The sequence below is a fragment of the Paenibacillus sp. FSL K6-1217 genome, from assembly GCF_045040735.1.
Lineage (GTDB): Bacteria > Bacillota > Bacilli > Paenibacillales > Paenibacillaceae > Paenibacillus_AQ.
In genome coordinates, this window is record NZ_CP150271.1 from 332,614 (window position 1) to 348,187 (window position 15,574).

The 15,574-nt window shown below is 56.3% G+C and carries 15 protein-coding genes and 1 tRNA gene; 11 read left to right on the forward strand and 5 right to left on the reverse strand.

What is annotated here, in order from left to right:
* Positions 1 to 107: 107 nt before the first annotated feature.
* Positions 108 to 908, forward strand: a complete 801-nt coding sequence (locus MHH28_RS01430) for a Cof-type HAD-IIB family hydrolase (RefSeq protein WP_405110782.1) — start codon at positions 108 to 110, stop codon at positions 906 to 908.
* An 86-nt stretch (positions 909 to 994) separates the two neighbouring features.
* Here the strand turns inward: MHH28_RS01430 and MHH28_RS01435 are convergent, their stop codons facing one another.
* Both MHH28_RS01435 and MHH28_RS01440 read right to left on the reverse strand, forming a co-directional pair.
* Positions 995 to 1,084, reverse strand: a complete 90-nt coding sequence (locus tag MHH28_RS01435) for a sporulation protein YjcZ (protein WP_173137744.1) — start codon at positions 1,082 to 1,084, stop codon at positions 995 to 997.
* 114 nt (positions 1,085 to 1,198) lie between these two features.
* On the reverse strand, positions 1,199 to 2,605 hold the full coding sequence (locus MHH28_RS01440; protein WP_405110785.1) for an RsmF rRNA methyltransferase first C-terminal domain-containing protein: 1,407 nt from the start codon (positions 2,603 to 2,605) through the stop codon (positions 1,199 to 1,201).
* 202 nt (positions 2,606 to 2,807) lie between these two features.
* Here MHH28_RS01440 and MHH28_RS01445 point away from each other — a divergent pair, with 202 nt between their 5' ends.
* From MHH28_RS01445 to MHH28_RS01455, 3 genes are read left to right on the forward strand one after another with little or no spacing between them, the layout of a single operon-like run.
* Entirely contained in the window at positions 2,808 to 3,944 is a 1,137-nt protein-coding gene (locus MHH28_RS01445; protein WP_405110788.1) for a glycosyltransferase family 4 protein, read from the forward strand.
* A 4-nt stretch (positions 3,945 to 3,948) separates the two neighbouring features.
* Positions 3,949 to 5,340 (forward strand): exonuclease SbcCD subunit D, encoded by a 1,392-nt coding sequence (locus MHH28_RS01450; protein ID WP_405110791.1) that lies wholly within the window; start codon positions 3,949 to 3,951, stop codon positions 5,338 to 5,340.
* Positions 5,337 to 8,717 carry an AAA family ATPase gene (locus MHH28_RS01455; RefSeq protein WP_405110794.1) on the forward strand — a complete coding sequence of 1,127 codons (3,381 nt, stop codon included), beginning with the start codon at positions 5,337 to 5,339 and terminating at the stop codon, positions 8,715 to 8,717. Before MHH28_RS01450 ends, MHH28_RS01455 begins: the two co-directional genes overlap by 4 nt.
* On the opposite strand, the gene MHH28_RS01460 is transcribed toward MHH28_RS01455, so the two are convergent.
* Positions 8,704 to 9,837, reverse strand: a complete 1,134-nt coding sequence (locus tag MHH28_RS01460) for a hypothetical protein (protein ID WP_405110797.1) — start codon at positions 9,835 to 9,837, stop codon at positions 8,704 to 8,706. The genes MHH28_RS01455 and MHH28_RS01460 overlap by 14 nt on opposite strands.
* Before the next feature lie 201 nt (positions 9,838 to 10,038).
* On the opposite strand from MHH28_RS01460, the gene MHH28_RS01465 reads away from it, so the two are divergent.
* The 5 genes from MHH28_RS01465 to MHH28_RS01485 all read left to right on the forward strand — a co-directional run bounded on the left by MHH28_RS01465 (position 10,039) and on the right by MHH28_RS01485 (position 12,870).
* On the forward strand, positions 10,039 to 10,608 hold the full coding sequence (locus tag MHH28_RS01465; RefSeq protein ID WP_405110800.1) for a xanthine phosphoribosyltransferase: 570 nt from the start codon (positions 10,039 to 10,041) through the stop codon (positions 10,606 to 10,608).
* Positions 10,609 to 10,716: 108 nt separating this feature from the next.
* Entirely contained in the window at positions 10,717 to 11,034 is a 318-nt protein-coding gene (locus MHH28_RS01470) for a hypothetical protein (RefSeq protein ID WP_340941896.1), read from the forward strand.
* Between the two features lie 129 nt (positions 11,035 to 11,163).
* Complete coding sequence (locus tag MHH28_RS01475; RefSeq protein ID WP_036695680.1) at positions 11,164 to 11,385, forward strand: hypothetical protein; 222 nt, start codon at positions 11,164 to 11,166, stop codon at positions 11,383 to 11,385.
* Between the two features lie 19 nt (positions 11,386 to 11,404).
* Positions 11,405 to 12,196, forward strand: coding sequence for an SDR family oxidoreductase (locus MHH28_RS01480; protein WP_405110804.1), 792 nt, complete (start codon positions 11,405 to 11,407; stop codon positions 12,194 to 12,196).
* Positions 12,193 to 12,870, forward strand: coding sequence for a hypothetical protein (locus tag MHH28_RS01485; RefSeq protein WP_405110807.1), 678 nt, complete (start codon positions 12,193 to 12,195; stop codon positions 12,868 to 12,870). The genes MHH28_RS01480 and MHH28_RS01485 overlap by 4 nt, the downstream gene beginning before the upstream one ends.
* 258 nt (positions 12,871 to 13,128) lie before the next feature.
* Here MHH28_RS01485 and MHH28_RS01490 read toward each other — a convergent pair whose 3' ends face one another.
* Positions 13,129 to 13,587, reverse strand: a complete 459-nt coding sequence (locus MHH28_RS01490) for a hypothetical protein (protein WP_405110810.1) — start codon at positions 13,585 to 13,587, stop codon at positions 13,129 to 13,131.
* Positions 13,588 to 13,767: 180 nt separating this feature from the next.
* Here MHH28_RS01490 and MHH28_RS01495 point away from each other — a divergent pair.
* Positions 13,768 to 13,851: transfer RNA gene (locus MHH28_RS01495), tRNA-Leu, on the forward strand.
* A 95-nt stretch (positions 13,852 to 13,946) separates the two neighbouring features.
* On the opposite strand, the gene MHH28_RS01500 is transcribed toward MHH28_RS01495, so the two are convergent.
* Positions 13,947 to 14,495 carry a TetR/AcrR family transcriptional regulator gene (locus MHH28_RS01500; RefSeq protein WP_405110813.1) on the reverse strand — a complete coding sequence of 183 codons (549 nt, stop codon included), beginning with the start codon at positions 14,493 to 14,495 and terminating at the stop codon, positions 13,947 to 13,949.
* 145 nt (positions 14,496 to 14,640) lie between these two features.
* Between MHH28_RS01500 and MHH28_RS01505 the strand changes: the two genes are divergently transcribed.
* Positions 14,641 to 15,573: a ketopantoate reductase family protein gene (locus MHH28_RS01505; protein WP_405110816.1), complete on the forward strand. Its 933-nt coding sequence runs from the start codon at positions 14,641 to 14,643 to the stop codon at positions 15,571 to 15,573.
* Position 15,574 lies beyond the last annotated feature (1 nt).

Below are 15,574 nucleotides of genomic sequence, written 5' to 3' on the forward strand. Positions count from 1 at the left end.
GAAACAGGTAAGCTATAGATAGTCAATCCACAATGAATTGCCACTGGAACAGTGAAGCAAGCAAACGCGAAGCGGTATACTATACAGAGAGACAGGATGGTGGGGTTATGAAATACAAGCTGATTGCACTGGATGTAGACGGAACGCTGCTGAAAGACGATCATCAACTCAGCGAGGAGAACAAAGCGGCGGTTGCCGAGGTTACGCGTCAGGGCGGGCAGATCGTCCTCTGCACAGGGCGCAGCCCGCAGAACTCGATTCCTTTTATGGAGGAAATGGGCTTATCGGGGTATGTGCTGGGCCATAACGGAGCGGCCACGGTGAGGGTTGAGGACCGTAAGGTGCTGCACCAGTATGGGCTGGACGCCAGAGGGCTGGACCCGTACATCGCGTATTGCCGTGAGCGTGATATCCATTTTGATGTGAATACTGCGTTTGAGATGTATGTGGACAATGTGGAGAACCTGACGAAGGAAGCCCACTTCATGTATGAGCATTTCCGGATCATGCCGGCCTCTCTTCCAGCCTGGGAGGAATTCCGCGAACCGATTGTGAAATTCACGGTGTTCACGCAGTCTGACATTCTGGATGAAGCGCAGCGGGAGTGGGCTACCTGGGGAGAACAGTACAATATTCTGCGCAGCGGAGAGTTCTTCGTGGACTTCATGCACCCGGAATCCTCCAAAGGCAATGCGCTCAAACATCTGGCGGCCGAGCTTGACATTCTGCAAGAGCAGGTGCTGTCGATCGGCAATTATTATAATGATATCTCCATGCTAACGTATGCCGGTCTGGGTGTGGCGATGGATAACTCTCCGCTTGAGGTCAAAGCAGCGGCAGATGTGATCACCGGCACCAATAATGAGAACGGTGTGCGCGATGCACTGGTGAAATATTGTTTGTCTTGATGATGCGAATAACGGAAAAAGCAGCCTGCCCCCATATAAGGGAGCGGGCTGCTTGAGGTCCGTGTGCTGTGCTGCTTACAGCGAAATTAGACGAACAACGAACGGGAAATGATTACGAGCAATATGAAGAGTACCAAAATCGCACCAGTCGATGTGAAGCCTGCACCTACACCCATGTCTGATTCCTCCCTTGATTCATGTCAGTTCCCATCGCCGCAGGTTGGTTCGGCGGACTGCCATGGGATAATGACATCATATGCGTGGGAGGGCCTTATGAACTGGTCAACCGCCTAAACCGCGTCAAGATGGGCCTTTTGAATCCGCAGGCCCTTGGGCAAATGATTCTTAAGCTGGCCGGAGCTGGCTTTGCCCCAGCCTACAGGCAAGCCGTCTACAGTTACCAGTGTCCAGCCGTGCAGACTTGGCGGAACCGGAAGGCTCTCGCCGCGCAGCCAGGCCGCTACCTCCGGACCGTCCGCAGTCATGTCATAGCTGCGCGCAGCCTGTTCCGGCCGGAGTGCCATGGCCAGGGCGTGGGCAGGCTCGATCCGGTTCTTCTTAAGGTGGGCGATGTGCAGGCCGGCGCGCGGAACCTTGAGCCCGTCAAGCATCCCGGTGTGTAGCCGCCCGCTGAATGCTTCGGGCAGCAGATACAGGGACTCACCGAACAGAAGCGGCACGCCGTGACCGGCGAATCCGGGTAGCTCTGCCGCTGCCCAGCTCATAAACTGTTGATGTGCCTCTCTGAGCGTGGCATTTGCCCTCGGTCCGTTATTGCCGCGTTCACTGCGTTTGTCCCGGCCTTTGCGCGGAACGGAATCCGTATGATCCGCTGAAGCTGCCTTGTGCAGCAAGGCCACGAAATGCCCCTCGCCCCGCTCCAGATGCGGCCACAGCCGCTTCGTCACGATCAGCTCCATATCGGGATAGGTCTGCACGAAGCGATCCATCGTCTCCTCATTTTCCCGGCGGTTGAAGGTACAGGTTGAATAGACCATATGGCCGCCCGGCTTCAGCATCAGATAGGCGTCCTGCAGAATATCCCACTGTCTGGCTACACAGATCTCCACATGCTTCGGTGACCATTCTTCTATCGCCGCAGGGTCTTTGCGGAACATTCCTTCACCGGAGCAGGGCGCGTCCAGCATGATACGGTCGAACACCTCAGGGAACCTTATGGAGAGATCACCGGGAGCCGCAGAGGTAACAAGCGCGTTGGTTATGCCGAGCCGCTCGACGTTTTCGGCCAGGATTTTGGCCCGCTCCGGGTGGATCTCATTGGAGACAAGCAGCCCTTGCCCCTGCATCAGTGCAGCGATATGGGTGGTCTTACCGCCGGGAGCGGCTGCGAGGTCGAGAACCGTCTCTCCGGGAAGCGGATGAAGCAGCTCGGCCGCGGACATTGCGGAGGGCTCCTGAATATAATATAGTCCGGCGGTATGATAAGGATGTCTTCCCGGCCGGGCAGGGTCTTCATAATAGAAGCCTGACGGGCACCAGGCTACCGGCGACAGGCCGAATTGGGAGATGGAATGCTCCGCTGCGGCGCGTCCGGGGTTTGAACTGCTTTTTAGCGTATTGAACCGCAGCCCCTGGGTCCGCGCAGCAAGATAGCTCTCCAGAAAAGCATCCGCCGTATCCCCCAGCATCTCTCTTATATTAGTGGTGTAAGCGGCAGGCAGTCGTTCTTCATTCATAAATCACTCTCCTTGGTCCAAGTTCAAGATAAGTAAAGCTGTCATCTTAGTTGCTGTTTCGGGTGGATACCGATAAAATTAAGATATGGAACCTTAGCGTACCTTAACCTGTAGCAGTACCCGTAATTGTACATATACACAACTATATCATAATTGCCGGGCTTCATCGTAAATAGGGCAATTGTAAAGGGAGATGTACCTAATGAACTTGCTGCAAGCGCTATTCTTCCCGCCGGAGCAGCCCGGTGGTGTATCTTCTATGATCCCTTATCTGCAGGAACGCTTCCGGTCCAGCCGCTGGGAGATGGATTTGTTCTGGCTGCCCAGGCGCATCCGGGGCAAAGGACGCGAAGACATCGTCTTCGAGACCTTCGACTGGACACCATACGGCGAAAGTCCGGTTGTGCAAAAATATATTCAGACCTACCGTGATTACATTTGGTGGACCAAGCTGCGCATGAGCAAAAATTATGATCTGATCCATGCCCATCACCCGATTGCGGGGCTGGCCATGAAGAAAATCTATCCTGATATTCCTTTGATTCAGACGCTGCATTCCAGCTATGAACGTGAATTGATTCTGAACGGGCTGATCCGGGAGGGGGGGCTGGAGCATCAGTTCCTGGTCTCGATCTACCGGGAGCTGGAGCAGGTGAGTGACCGGCTGATGACGGTTTCGCGCGCTTTTGCCGACTATGTGACTCCTTATATTGAGCAGCCAGGCAGCATCGGAGTGATTCCCAACGGCTTCGACGAGAAGCGGTTCAAGCCTGTACCGCATGAGAATGACGTTCCGCAACTGGTTACCGTTACCCGTCTGGTGCCAGCCAAAGGCATCGATATTCTGCTGAAGGCCTGTGCCGAGCTGAAGAAGCGCGGGCATGAATATGTGCTGCACATTATCGGTGACGGACCGAGCCGGGCGGAGCTGGAGCAGCTTGCACAGAAGCTGGGCATATATAATGAGACTATTTTTTACGGCTATACACTGCATCCTGAGGAATTCATGCCGTTCTTCGATATTTTCGTATTGCCTTCGCGGGCGGAGGCGTTCGGGTCGGTATTTGCCGAGGCTGCGCTGAGCTGTCTTGCACTGGTCGGGACCAATGTAGGCGGGATTCCTGAACAGATTGAGGACGGGGTGAACGGGCTGCTGGTGAATCCGGATGATGAGCTGGGTCTGGCAGATGCTCTGGAAAAAGTAATCAGCGACCCCGGCTACCGCTATGAGCTGTCGCGCTCGGCTTGGGATAAGGCGAAAAGCCTCTACTCCCTGACCCGTGTGGCCAATGAGCTGAAGAAAACCTACCTGCAGTTTCAGCCGGGAATGAAGGGGTGAGGCTATGATTCCATTTCGCTTCCTGCATGCTGCGGATCTGCATCTGGACAGCCGGTTCGCCGGTTTGTCCCATCTTCCGCAGGGCATACGCTCCTATCTCCGGGAGTCCACCTTCGCCGCCCTCGGGCGGCTTGTTGGCGTCGCTGTCGCCCAGCGGGTTGATTTCGTAGTGATCAGCGGTGACGTCTACGATGTCTCGGATGCTTCGCTTCAGGGACAGCTCCGGTTCCGGGAGGCACTGGAGGAGCTCGGGCGCCACGGGATTCAGGTATTCCTGATCCATGGCAACCATGATCCCCTGGACGGCCCGCGTCTTAGCGCAGCACCGCCTGAGCATGTTACGGTATTCGGCGGCAGTGAGCCGGAGCGCGTGACTGTCCGCCGCAGGTCAGACGGTGCAGAGATCGCTGTGGTCAGCGGCATCTCCTACCCGACCTCCAAAGTGACGGAGAATACGGCTCTGCGGTTCAGCCGCCAGCCGGGGAGCAGCCTGTTCCACATCGGCCTGCTGCATGGCAATGTGGACGGGGATCTTCAGCATGAGACTTACTCCCCTTGCACCCGGAAGGACCTGATCGGCAGGGGCTATGACTACTGGGCGCTTGGGCATATTCATAAGCGCAGTACTCTGCATGCCCATCCGCCTATTGTCTATCCGGGAAATATTCAAGGAAGAAGCATTAAGGAGACTGGGCCAAAGGGCTGCTACACCGTTGATGTCAGTGCAGAGGGTGCGGCTGTGCTGAGGTTCCACGAGCTGGACTATGTACGCTGGCAGGTCCGGGAGATCTCGATCGAAGGCCTGGCAGACGAGGCAGAGTGGACGAGGGCTGTGGAGAATGCCGTGGAGGATATTCGTGAAGAAACTCCGCAGATGATGTCCGTGGTCAGATTCCGCCTGACCGGACGGGGCGATATACATAAGGTGCTGGCAGAGAAGGGGGCTGCGGATGATCTCCTTACCGAGCTGCAGCGGAGGGAATCCGTGCGCGCGGAGCGCAAGGAATATGCAGGCTTGGTCTGGACGGAAGGCTTCTCCATCGAGACAGGTCTTGCGGTTGACCGTGAACTTCTGCTGCTGGAGGACAGCTTCCTGGGTGAAATGCTGCGGCTTGCCGGGCACAGCGCCGGGGATGCCGCCGGGCTGGACGAGCTGGTGGCTGCTGCCCTCCGGCCGCTGATGGAGAATCAGGAGCTGCGCAGGCTGCTGTTATCCGTAGGACCCGAAGAGAAGCAGGAATGGCTGAGAAGTGCAGCAGAGCTGGGGATCACTCTGCTGAGCGGACTGGAAGAATCCGGCGGAGTGCTGGTGAATCCTGCGGAAGCAGGCATGGAGCATTCTGCTGAGATTGCAGCAGATGGCGAGGGACAGCAAGGCCGGGAGGTAGAGGAATGAAGATTGATGTATTGCGGATAGGCGGCTACGGAAGACTGGCGCAGCGGGAGATCGGACTGAATGAAGGAGTCACGCTTCTGTTCGGGCGCAATGAGGCTGGTAAAAGCACCACCCTGCAGTTCATCCGTGCCATGCTGTACGGCATTCCGGGCCGGGCGAACCCTGCTGAACGGTACGAGCCGCTGCAAGGGGGAACGCACGGCGGGGTGCTGGAAGCCAGGGACGAGACCGGCGCATTATGGACGATCCGCCGGTATGCTTCCGGCGGCGAAGGGCCGGGGAGAGCGGAGAAGCTGCATATTGCGCTCAGCCATCCGGATGGCAGTACAGAGGAGCTGAATCAGGCCGAGCTGGAGCGCCGTCTGCTTGGCGGGATCTCCCGCAGTATGTTCCGCCAGCTGTTCGCTGTCTCGCTGGATGAGCTGCAGGAGCTGGGTGCCTTGCAGTCCGGTGAGATGAGCAGCTACCTGTTCCATGCCGGGATGGGCGGCGGCGGGGAGATTATGCGGGCCGAGAAGCGTCTGGTTCAGGAGGCCGAAAAGCTCTATAAGCCGCGGGGCAGGATTCAGGAGGCAGCCAAGATTCTGCAAGCTATCGCGAAGCTGGAACAGGAGGTCGCGGAGAGTCGCTCCTATCTCCCCAGATATAATGAGAATACCCTGGCTCTGGAAGCTGCGGAGCAGAAGCTGGAGCAGATGAAGCAGGGCCGGGAGCTTGCCGGAGCAAGGCTGATGAAACTGCGCAAGGCGCAGGACATCCGGGAGCTGTGGCTGAAATGGAGCGAAGGCAAGCTTGAGCTGGAGGAGCTGCCCGTGATCGCAACGTTCCCTGACGACGGGGCGGAGCGCTGGAGGTCGCTGGAAGCCGGTCTGCACAGCTTGCACGGCGCCGCGTTCCGGCTGGAGCGGCTGGAGGAAGAGCTTACCGCAGAGCTGGCGGCGAATCCGCCTGACCCTCTGCTTATGCAGCAGGGGCCCGCGCTTGAAGCGCTGGACCGCAGCCGCAGCAGCTATGAGGACAAGCGGGCAGAGCAGCAGCGGATTCAGGCGGAGCTGACTTCTCTGCGCGAGCAGCTGGAGCGTCTGCTGCGCAGTATCGGCGCAGGCTGGGATGCCGCAGAGCTTGCGGGCTTCACCGCCGCAGCGGCGGACCGGGAGGCCGCGCGGCGTTATGCCGGGTCCTTTGCCGGATATGACCGGCAAATGGAGACCCGGGGCGCGGAGCTGCTGAGCCTCCGCGCCCGGAAGGCCGCCGCCGCTGCTGCGCTGCAGGCGGCCGAGCGCCTCTTGGCGCAGGAGCACGCCAGCGGCGCAGCGGACTTCGCGGGCCTGGCTGCGCGCAGCCCGCGCGAACTGGTGCAGCTCTGGGACGAGCTGCAGCAGGCCGCCGAGCGCTGGCGCGAAGCGCAGCTCGGCACGGAAGGCGGCGCGTCGGCCCCGCGCCGCACGGGTACCGCCGGGGGCAGCCGCCCCGGCGGGAACGAACGCCGGGCGCAGCGCTACCGGCGCCTCCTGCAGGCGGGCGCAGCGCTTACGCTGCTGCTGCCGCCTGCGCTATGGCTGACCGGCGCGCCGCCGGTCAGCGCATGGTCCGCGCTCGGCCTGCTGGCCGCAGCGGACCTGTGGCTCTGGGCCGCCCTGCGCGCAGCGGGGGCGGCGGATTCCCCGCCGGAGCCGGGCGGCGGGGCGGCGGGCAAGGCCGCAGCGGAGATGCTGCGGCTGCGCGGGCAGCTGCTCTCCGGCGCGGAGCGGGAGAGCGGCGGTAAGGCCGCCAGCTCTGATGCAGGCGGGCTGGAGGCCGGGATGCGGGAGCTGCGCCGGCTGATGGAGGCCTGGGGCGCCTGGCGCCAGCGCGTAGACCGGCAAGCGGCGGAGGCCGAGGCTTGCCGGACGGAGCTTGCGCGGCTGAGCGGAGAGGAGCAGGTGCTGACCGGTGAGCTGGCGGAGGCGGAGGCCCGCTTCACAGAGCTGGCGGCACGCTACGAAGAATGGCTGCGTCAGCGGAGACTCCCCGAAGGGCTGTCCCCGGACAGCCTGCCGGATATCTTCGCCCTGGCAGAGCAGGGCAATGAGCTGCTGCGCCAGGAGACCAAATGGTCTGCGCGGCTGAGCGGACTGGCGGAAGAATGTGCGCTCTATGAGCAGGAAGGGTTGAAGCTGCTTGCAGCTGCGGGGACCGGACGGCGAAAGGCGATTTCCTTAATAGCTGAGCAGATCTCAACACCTGCTACTCCGCCTGCTGATCAGCACAGTCTACCCGCTACCGAGCCTGCCGCACAGCAGTCGCACCTCACTACCGAGCCTAGTGTCCAACAGTCACAACGCACTACCGAGCCTACTGCCCAACAGCCACAACCCGCCACCGAGCTAACCACCCAGCACCCCACACCAGCCGCACTCTTAACCTGGCTGGAGCTGCGGAAGCGGGAGTGGGAGCAGTTGAAGGCGGAACTGCTGCGCAGAGAGAGTATGGAGGCACGGCTGGCGGAGGTCCGGGCGGAGCTGGCAGCGAATAGCCGGGAGCAAGCGGAATTGAATATGCGGTGCTCAAGGCTGCTGCAAGAAGGCGGCGCTGAGGACGGCGAAGACTTCCTGAGCCGTTCCTCTGCGTGGCTGAGACGGATTGAGCTCACGCGGTCCGTGCGTCAAGCAGAGCTGGCGATGTTCAGCGGATGGGATGACGAAGGCCGGGCGGAGCTGCTGGGTCTGCTCACACATCTGGACGCCGGGCGGCTTACGCAGGAGCGTCAGGCTGCGGAAGAAGAGGCGGCTGAGCTTGAAGAGGAGCGCAGCGCACTGCTTGAGCAGCGCGGCAAGCTGCTGCAGGAACGGGAAGAGCTGGCAGCACGCTGCAAGGAAGACACTGCGCTCCAGCAACTGGAGGAGCAGCGGGCCGCACTGCGTAACTTGGCCGGACAATATGCCGTAACGGCGCTGGCGGCCGAGCTGATAGGCCGGACGCGCAGGATCTATGAACAGGAGAAGCAGCCGCAGGTGCTCAGGCTGGCCTCCGTATATTTCTCGAAGCTCACGCATGGGGAGTACCGCCGGATTGTGATGACGCTGGGGCATAAGGAGCTGAAGGCTGAACACAAGGATGCCGGACTGCTGGACAGCGGGCTGCTCAGCCGGGGAACCGCGGAGCAGCTGTATCTGGCGATCCGGCTGGCCCTGGCAGAGACGATGAGCAGCAAGGTGAATCTGCCGCTGTTCTTCGATGATCTGTTCGTTAACTTCGATGAACACCGGCTGCACGCTGCCTTGGCTTTGCTTGGCGAGCTGTCGGCTTCCCGGCAGATCGTCATGATGACCTGCCACCGCCATATAGCTGAAGCCGTGGCGGGCATCATTCCTGGCGCAGCCATTATTTCCGTGTAGTCCGGATCACAGGCTTGACGCTGACAATCGTGATCCCCTGCTTCTTGCCGCCCGCCCCTCCTGCGGGCGGCTTGCCCTGTCCTGGCGGCGGAGATATCGGGGAGCGGACCAGCATGACCACCCATATCAGGCACAGCGCGCCGAAGATGGGGTAGAAGATGCCCAGAAGCGAGCTGAAGCCGAATTGGCTGAACACATAGCAGATCAGCATCAGCAGCGGGGCGACAAGCGCAGGGGCGACCGGGAGCCGCTGCTGGAGCTGTACGCTTACCCCGTAGATTCCGGCTACGAAGGTGCTGAAGATCTCCATGAAGATCAGCAGCAGAAAAATCATCTGGACCACCGGACCCAGCCGGATGGCGATACTTCCCATCGGAATCTCGAACTGCAGGATGCCCGGCATTTGCGAGCTCATGGCAAAATGGGCCGCCAGCAGCATGAACCCGATGCCCGCTCCGCCGAGAATACCGCCGCGTACCAGCGCACGTTCGTCATCCGTATGACGGGCCAGCGGAACCAGCACGGCCTGGGCCATGCCCAGGTTGAACGAGGTATAGAGGAGCGGAGAGATCCAGGCATTAATGCCGCTGTGATCTGTCGGCAGGAAGAGGAACCGTTCGGCTCCCGGAACGCCGAGCGTATTACAGACAAGAATGAGCGACAGGGTAAGCATCAGGGGGACGACCAGACTGTTAATCTGCAAGATGCCGGAAATGCCGCGCTTCAGCAGAAAATAAGAGCCCAGAATCGTCAGCAGCAGCCCTGCCTGATAGGGAAGGCCGAGATGCTCCTTGAAGATCGCTCCGGCGCCTGCCAGCATGATGCTGTTTACTCCGATCAGAATAATCATGGTGAACAGGCTGATGCTGGTTCCGGCCTTAGGGCCGAACAGGTGGCGATTGAAATCCTCATACGAGTCCGCAGCGATTCTGCGGGCGATGATCATCATTTTGGTGCCCAGCCAAATAAAGATAACGGCGGAGAACAGAATCGTCAGCAGCGCCCAGTGGCCGTACCTGGTGAAGAAACGGAGGATCTCCTGGCCGGTAGCGAATCCGGCGCCGACCACGGTGCCGATATAAGTGAAAGCGATCTGTAATGTGCGGACATGTGACTTCATGCTTAGCCTCCTTATGAATGCTGCGAAGTTTACAATCGCGGGGCCTGCAAGGATATAGCCTTGTGTAGTCCGCATAGTACAGGTTATGATGAGGAACAGATGGACATGACTTCTGCCTAGAGGAACAGGTGCGATTTCGGTGGAACGTCTGCAATAAATAAATTCTTATATTTTTATAAAAGGTAATGGAGGTTTGCAATTATGGAATTATTGAAACAGCGGATATTGGAGGAAGGGGTTGTCGTCTCGGATCAGGTGCTGAAGCTGGACGGGCTGCTCAACCACCAGGTTGATCCGATGCTGACGATGGAAATGGGACGGGAATTTGCCCGCAGATTTGCTGAGGCTGGAGTTACACGCGTAGTGACCGTGGAATCCTCGGGGATTGCCGTGGCATTTGCCACCGCTTATGAGATGAAGGTACCGCTGGTATTTGCCCGCCGCAAAAAAACGCTGCTGGCTGATCCCGACGCTCTCTGCGAACGGGTGCCCTCTTTTACCAAAGGGATTGTTACGGACATCATGCTGTCCCGTGAGTTCATCTCGGCGGATGACAAAGTCCTCTTCATCGATGATATTATCGCCAACGGCGATGCGGCACGCGGCCTGATCAAGATTATCCAGCGCTCCGGCGCTGAACTGGTGGGTCTTGGCGTAGTGGTTGAAAAAAGCTTCCAGGCCGGCGCCCGCACCATCCGGGAACAGGGAATCCGCCTGGAATCCCTTGTTAATATTACTTCTCTTAGTGAGGGAACCATTGTTTTTGGCTAAGATTGGAGCGATATTAACAGGAACATTGCCTAATTTTGAAACATCTGCTTTTCACCCTATAAGTTTTCCTTTATAATAAAAATTAGACATGAGAGAGGAGGCGTCACAATGGGGAATGAACCGGTGACAGAGCAATTTTTTATAGATAAACTAACCGAGGCTAAGGATCACTTCGAGCGTGCGCTGGATTGCAAACACACGGAGTTCGACGATTTGTATCCCTATATGATCGAACATCCTCAGTTTTTCTGGTACAAACGTTATGTTGCTTGGTCGGAGCTTTTGACAATCACAAGTTTATGTGAAGAGCTGTCGTATGGCTGGAGACAGACGTTCACAGAGCATCAGGTCGAATATCTGGAACAACGTGTGATGTCCGCTAAAGTTCTTGACTTCTGGTTCGAGAAGAATGAAGCGCTGATATAGGAACTTCATAAGACATACAGATTGATTGAAACGTAACTAGACCCGGATGATTCTCATTTGGGTCTTTTTCATGATGAGATTCAGGGTCAGATTGGACAAGCTAAGCACAGAGAGGGGAGCAAGAATACTATGATCAGCGATGAACAACTGGATGCCTACCGGATTTCCGGTGAGCGGGTAAGAGTCGTGCGCGATGGGCTGGCGAGCAATGATATCAGAGGGATCGTGCTGGCCTGGGACGAGACCCAGGTGATGATCCGGCGTCCGAACAAGCATGTGGTGAAGCTGGACCGGAGATACTTGTATCAGCCGGTGAGCGAGCCCAGACCGGAAGCCTATACCTCAGAATGAGCGGAGAACGGAGGCCACGATGAGTCATCATAATAAAATTGCGATCGTCACTGGCGGCGCAAACGGAATCGGGCGCTGCCTGACTGAGGAATTACTTAAGGCCGGGGCAGTGGTTGCCTGCCTGGATACGGATCTTGCTGCCGGACGCCGGCTGGAGGAGCGGTATGGGACAGAGCGCCTGTTCTTCTATCCGGGCGATATTGCGCAGCAGCCGGTGCTGGATGATTTCACCGCACAGGTGATCAGCCGTTACGGGCAAGTGGATTATCTGATTAACAATGCCTGCATCAGCCGTAAAGGGCTGCAATCAGAATGCAGCTATGAGGATTTCGAGTATGTGCAGCGGATCGGAGTGACGGCGCCTTATTATCTGACGCTGCGGCTTAAGCCGCATTTTGCCGAAGGTGCCTCGATTGTGAATATCTCCTCCAGCCGGGAGCGGATGTCGCAGCCGGATACCGAGAGCTATACTGCCGCCAAAGGCGGGATCGGCGCATTGACCCGCGCGCTTAGTGTAAGTCTGGCCGGCAAGGTACGGGTTAATGCCATCAGCCCGGGCTGGATTGATACCACAGCGTACCATGGAACAGGGGAATCGGCGGAGCCGGTTCACACAGAGCCGGACCGGCTGCAGCATCCTGCGGGACGGGTCGGAACTCCGGCGGATATCGCGGCCATGGTACTGTTCCTGTGCAGCGAGGCTGCGGGGTTCATTACGGGCGATGATATTACGATAGACGGCGGGATGAGTAAGCAGATGATCTACCATGGGGACGAAGGCTGGACCTATCACCCTGGAGGGCAATCATGAAGCTGCCGGTCATTAAGAATGCCGGGGAACTGGCCGCACTGGTGCGGGAGATCGGTTACCTGCCCTTGTTCCGCTGTGAGATCGCAGGCTTCTCTCTGGAGGAATGCACGCCTGCGGGCTACTGGTTCGTGAAGGATGTGATCGGGCCCTGGGAATGGCGCGAGGAGATTGCGGCCGGGGGCGAGATTGCTTATGCGAAGCTTTTTAACAAGAAGGCCGGATTCATTAGCAGAGAATGGTATCCGGACTTCGCCAATTACCGCCGGGACGGTTATGATTTCGATGCCAGATATGATGATGGACTGGCCTCTATGGCCAGCAAACGAATCATGGATGTGCTGCTGGAGCATGAGGCGGGGCTGCTCTCGAGTGACCTTAAAGGGCTGGCTGGCTTCGCGGTCAAGGGCGCCAAAGGCTTCGACACAGCCATGACGCTGCTCCAGATGCAGACCTACATTACAGCCAGCAAATTCGAGTATAAGCTGGACAAGCACGGCCGTCCCTACGGCTGGGGTATCGGGCGTTATGCCGTGAGCGAGCATGTATTCGGAGCAGAATGGGTGACTTCGCAGTACAGTGTTCAGCCTGAAGCATCCAAGGAGCGGATCGTAGAGCATACGGCCAAGCTGTTCCCGGAGGCAGGGTCGAAGCAGCTGGAGAAGGTTGTGAAATAAGTTCGCTCAGGCGTCGAACCGGTGAACGTCAGGAAGGGGCAGGGGTGCCGCTTGGACCAAATGTAATCGAAAAACCGATTACATTGGCTCGCGCGAAGGTAGCTGGACCACATGTATGCCGGCTGTACTCCAGACAACAAAGTCTAATCAAGCCGCTCCCCATCAACGTATCATATATTAATCTGCCCGCACCAAGAGCCTCGTCCATAAAAGGACGAGGCTCTTCATGTCAGCAGTACAATCCACCACAAGGGCGGCTTAGATGGACATGGCTAACTGTTCGGCCCGTTCCTCCCGGGGAAGGACGGAGGCAAGCTCTGCACCCAGTCCGAGATAGGCGCGCATGCGCTGCATCATCTCATTGCGGAAGCCGGGCCATAGAATATGGATCTCGCCAACATAGCCCCGGCAGTTATACTCGGCGGTAACTCCGCGCTGATCCTGGCGCACGGTACTGATCTTGAGCTGGCTCACGGTAAGTTCGCGGGTAACCTCCTGCAGCATCAGGGATGTCTTCTTGGTAGCGCTGGATACCAGCTCCATGTAGAGCTGGGGTGTCTTGAACAGACCGCTCTTGCCGATGGCACGGCAGTCCCGTTCAAATACTTTATGAATAAACGTTAGCAGCAGATAGCTTCTGACCAGGGACAATTCATCTTTGGTTATATTCTCAGGGATGGTTGGTGTAGTTAGGGGGTGTCTCTTGGTAATCGCCATTATAAATCACCTCATTTATAGTATGCGAACCTTTGTTCTCATTATACACCGAACCCGCAAATAAAAGCAAGATTTTACTTGCAATTTATGGATAGCAATTTACAATAAAATAAACTTGACTCCATAATTCTGGCATGGTAAGATCTATCTTGTGACTGCGTAAGCAAGTCAACTGAATATGCGGTCATGGCGGAATTGGCAGACGCGCTGGCTTCAGGTGCCAGTGATAGCAATATCGTGGAGGTTCGAGTCCTCTTGACCGCATCGCAGATTACAGAAGACCCGTTCATTTACCCTAGTGGGAATGGACGGGCCTTTGTTGTGTTTATTTTCCTTCCGGCTTCGCTGGTGAGGTATCCTCATTCTTGAGTATAAGTCGTAATTCCTCTTGAATATAAATTCTCCACTAACTGGATAAATTCTTCAGGCGGTATATCCTTTTCACGCTGTAGCCAAAGGCGAAATAAAGAAAGAGCAGATGTCAGATAGAAGTCAATGAAGTACGGCGTTAAGGAATGGTTGTGCGGGAGGTTCAGGAATTGCTCCATGGGGATGTCTCTTTTTAGGCGTGCCAAGAAACGGGGGCTTCCATAATCGCCCAGAAGGGCATGGAGCGCCAGGAGATGTTCTTTTTTGTCCATACAAGAGAGCGCATCCTGAACCGAATGCATGGACGGCTCTTTACTGGCTAGTTCTGTTTTGATGTCATGGAGCAAGTTATTTTCAACAGTGTCCAGCAATTCGTAAATGTCTGTAAAGTATTGGTAAAAGGTGCTGCGGTTATACCCTGACCGGTTGGCGATTTCCTGAATGGAAATTTTCTCAACCGGCTTTTGGCTGTAGAGCTCACAAAAAACTTCTATGAACCTTTGTCTTGTTTTCTCCGTAATTTGGGGCTGCTTGTTCATGTTTCCCTCCTGCTTGCGTGTAGAATATCATCCGACAGATATTGAAAATCTGATGATTGATCAAGGAATCCTAAAGCTTTATGATCACATCATACAACATGTTGTTGGATGATCAAAAGGAAATATGAATCGGCGGGGTGGTTATATGTCAGTAAAACCAGACAGAATTTTAATTTTTGGTGCAGGTGTCATCGGGAGTATTTACGCAATGAAGTTTATGGAAGCAGGATATGATGTTAGTCTGTTTGCACGTTCGGACAGATTCAGACTTTTACAAGAAAAAGGCCTGCAATATAATGACAAAGGTACAGTCAGATCGATTCCGGTGAAGGTCATGGATACACTCGAAAATGATGATATATACGATTTTATTTTCGTTACCGTTCGTTATGACCGGGCCGAATCCGCATTGCTCGCGCTAAAAGATAATCAAAGCCAAAATATAGTTACGATGACCAATAGCTCGATTGGATTTTCTTCGTGGCGGGGGATTGTGGGGGATAGACTTTTACCGGCTTTTCCGGGCTTCGGCGGACAGATTAAGGATGGAGTCCTGTATGCCCGGTTCATGCCCAAGTTTTTAGTGGCTACCGCATTTGGAGAAATGAATGGCACAGTGACGCAGCGGATCGAAGGTCTCGTAAGAATATTCCAAGCAGCAAAGCTTCCTTACGTGATAAAAAAGGATATGAAGGCGTATCTAATTACACATTCTGTATCAGACATTGCTCTGCTGGGCGGCTTGTATTCCGGGACTCAGGTAATTGACCCCATAACGCCTGGAACCCGAAAGACGGCACGTAAAATCACAGTTACTTTAAAAGCCTACCTGAGGGAAATTGAGAAAGCCGGTGTTCCCATTGATCCGCCAATCTTTAAATGGGTCCCTAAACTCCCAAGCTTCATGCTGGATGCCCTCTTCCTTGCGTGGCTGCGCACAAATATGGTTAAGGATATGATGCGTCCGGATTATGCGAAGGCTGCGAACCAGGAGGTTGTGCAGCTGGAAAATGATCTGAGGAAATTTTTAAGTCAAAGCGGTACAACTAATTCTGCCTCAATCTTAACCAAGGAGTGAG

Excerpts from the sequence above, each read along its gene's own strand:
- MHH28_RS01430 (WP_405110782.1), top strand. The coding sequence starts at position 108 with ATGAAATACAAGCTGATTGCACTGGATGTAGACGGAACGCTGCTGAAA.
- MHH28_RS01435 (WP_173137744.1), bottom strand. The coding sequence starts at position 1,084 with ATGGGTGTAGGTGCAGGCTTCACATCGACTGGTGCGATTTTGGTACTC.
- MHH28_RS01440 (WP_405110785.1), bottom strand. The coding sequence starts at position 2,605 with ATGAATGAAGAACGACTGCCTGCCGCTTACACCACTAATATAAGAGAG.
- MHH28_RS01445 (WP_405110788.1), top strand. The coding sequence starts at position 2,808 with ATGAACTTGCTGCAAGCGCTATTCTTCCCGCCGGAGCAGCCCGGTGGT.
- MHH28_RS01450 (WP_405110791.1), top strand. The coding sequence starts at position 3,949 with ATGATTCCATTTCGCTTCCTGCATGCTGCGGATCTGCATCTGGACAGC.
- MHH28_RS01455 (WP_405110794.1), top strand. The coding sequence starts at position 5,337 with ATGAAGATTGATGTATTGCGGATAGGCGGCTACGGAAGACTGGCGCAG.
- MHH28_RS01460 (WP_405110797.1), bottom strand. The coding sequence starts at position 9,837 with ATGAAGTCACATGTCCGCACATTACAGATCGCTTTCACTTATATCGGC.
- MHH28_RS01465 (WP_405110800.1), top strand. The coding sequence starts at position 10,039 with ATGGAATTATTGAAACAGCGGATATTGGAGGAAGGGGTTGTCGTCTCG.
- MHH28_RS01470 (WP_340941896.1), top strand. The coding sequence starts at position 10,717 with ATGGGGAATGAACCGGTGACAGAGCAATTTTTTATAGATAAACTAACC.
- MHH28_RS01475 (WP_036695680.1), top strand. The coding sequence starts at position 11,164 with ATGATCAGCGATGAACAACTGGATGCCTACCGGATTTCCGGTGAGCGG.
- MHH28_RS01480 (WP_405110804.1), top strand. The coding sequence starts at position 11,405 with ATGAGTCATCATAATAAAATTGCGATCGTCACTGGCGGCGCAAACGGA.
- MHH28_RS01485 (WP_405110807.1), top strand. The coding sequence starts at position 12,193 with ATGAAGCTGCCGGTCATTAAGAATGCCGGGGAACTGGCCGCACTGGTG.
- MHH28_RS01490 (WP_405110810.1), bottom strand. The coding sequence starts at position 13,587 with ATGGCGATTACCAAGAGACACCCCCTAACTACACCAACCATCCCTGAG.
- MHH28_RS01500 (WP_405110813.1), bottom strand. The coding sequence starts at position 14,495 with ATGAACAAGCAGCCCCAAATTACGGAGAAAACAAGACAAAGGTTCATA.
- MHH28_RS01505 (WP_405110816.1), top strand. The coding sequence starts at position 14,641 with ATGTCAGTAAAACCAGACAGAATTTTAATTTTTGGTGCAGGTGTCATC.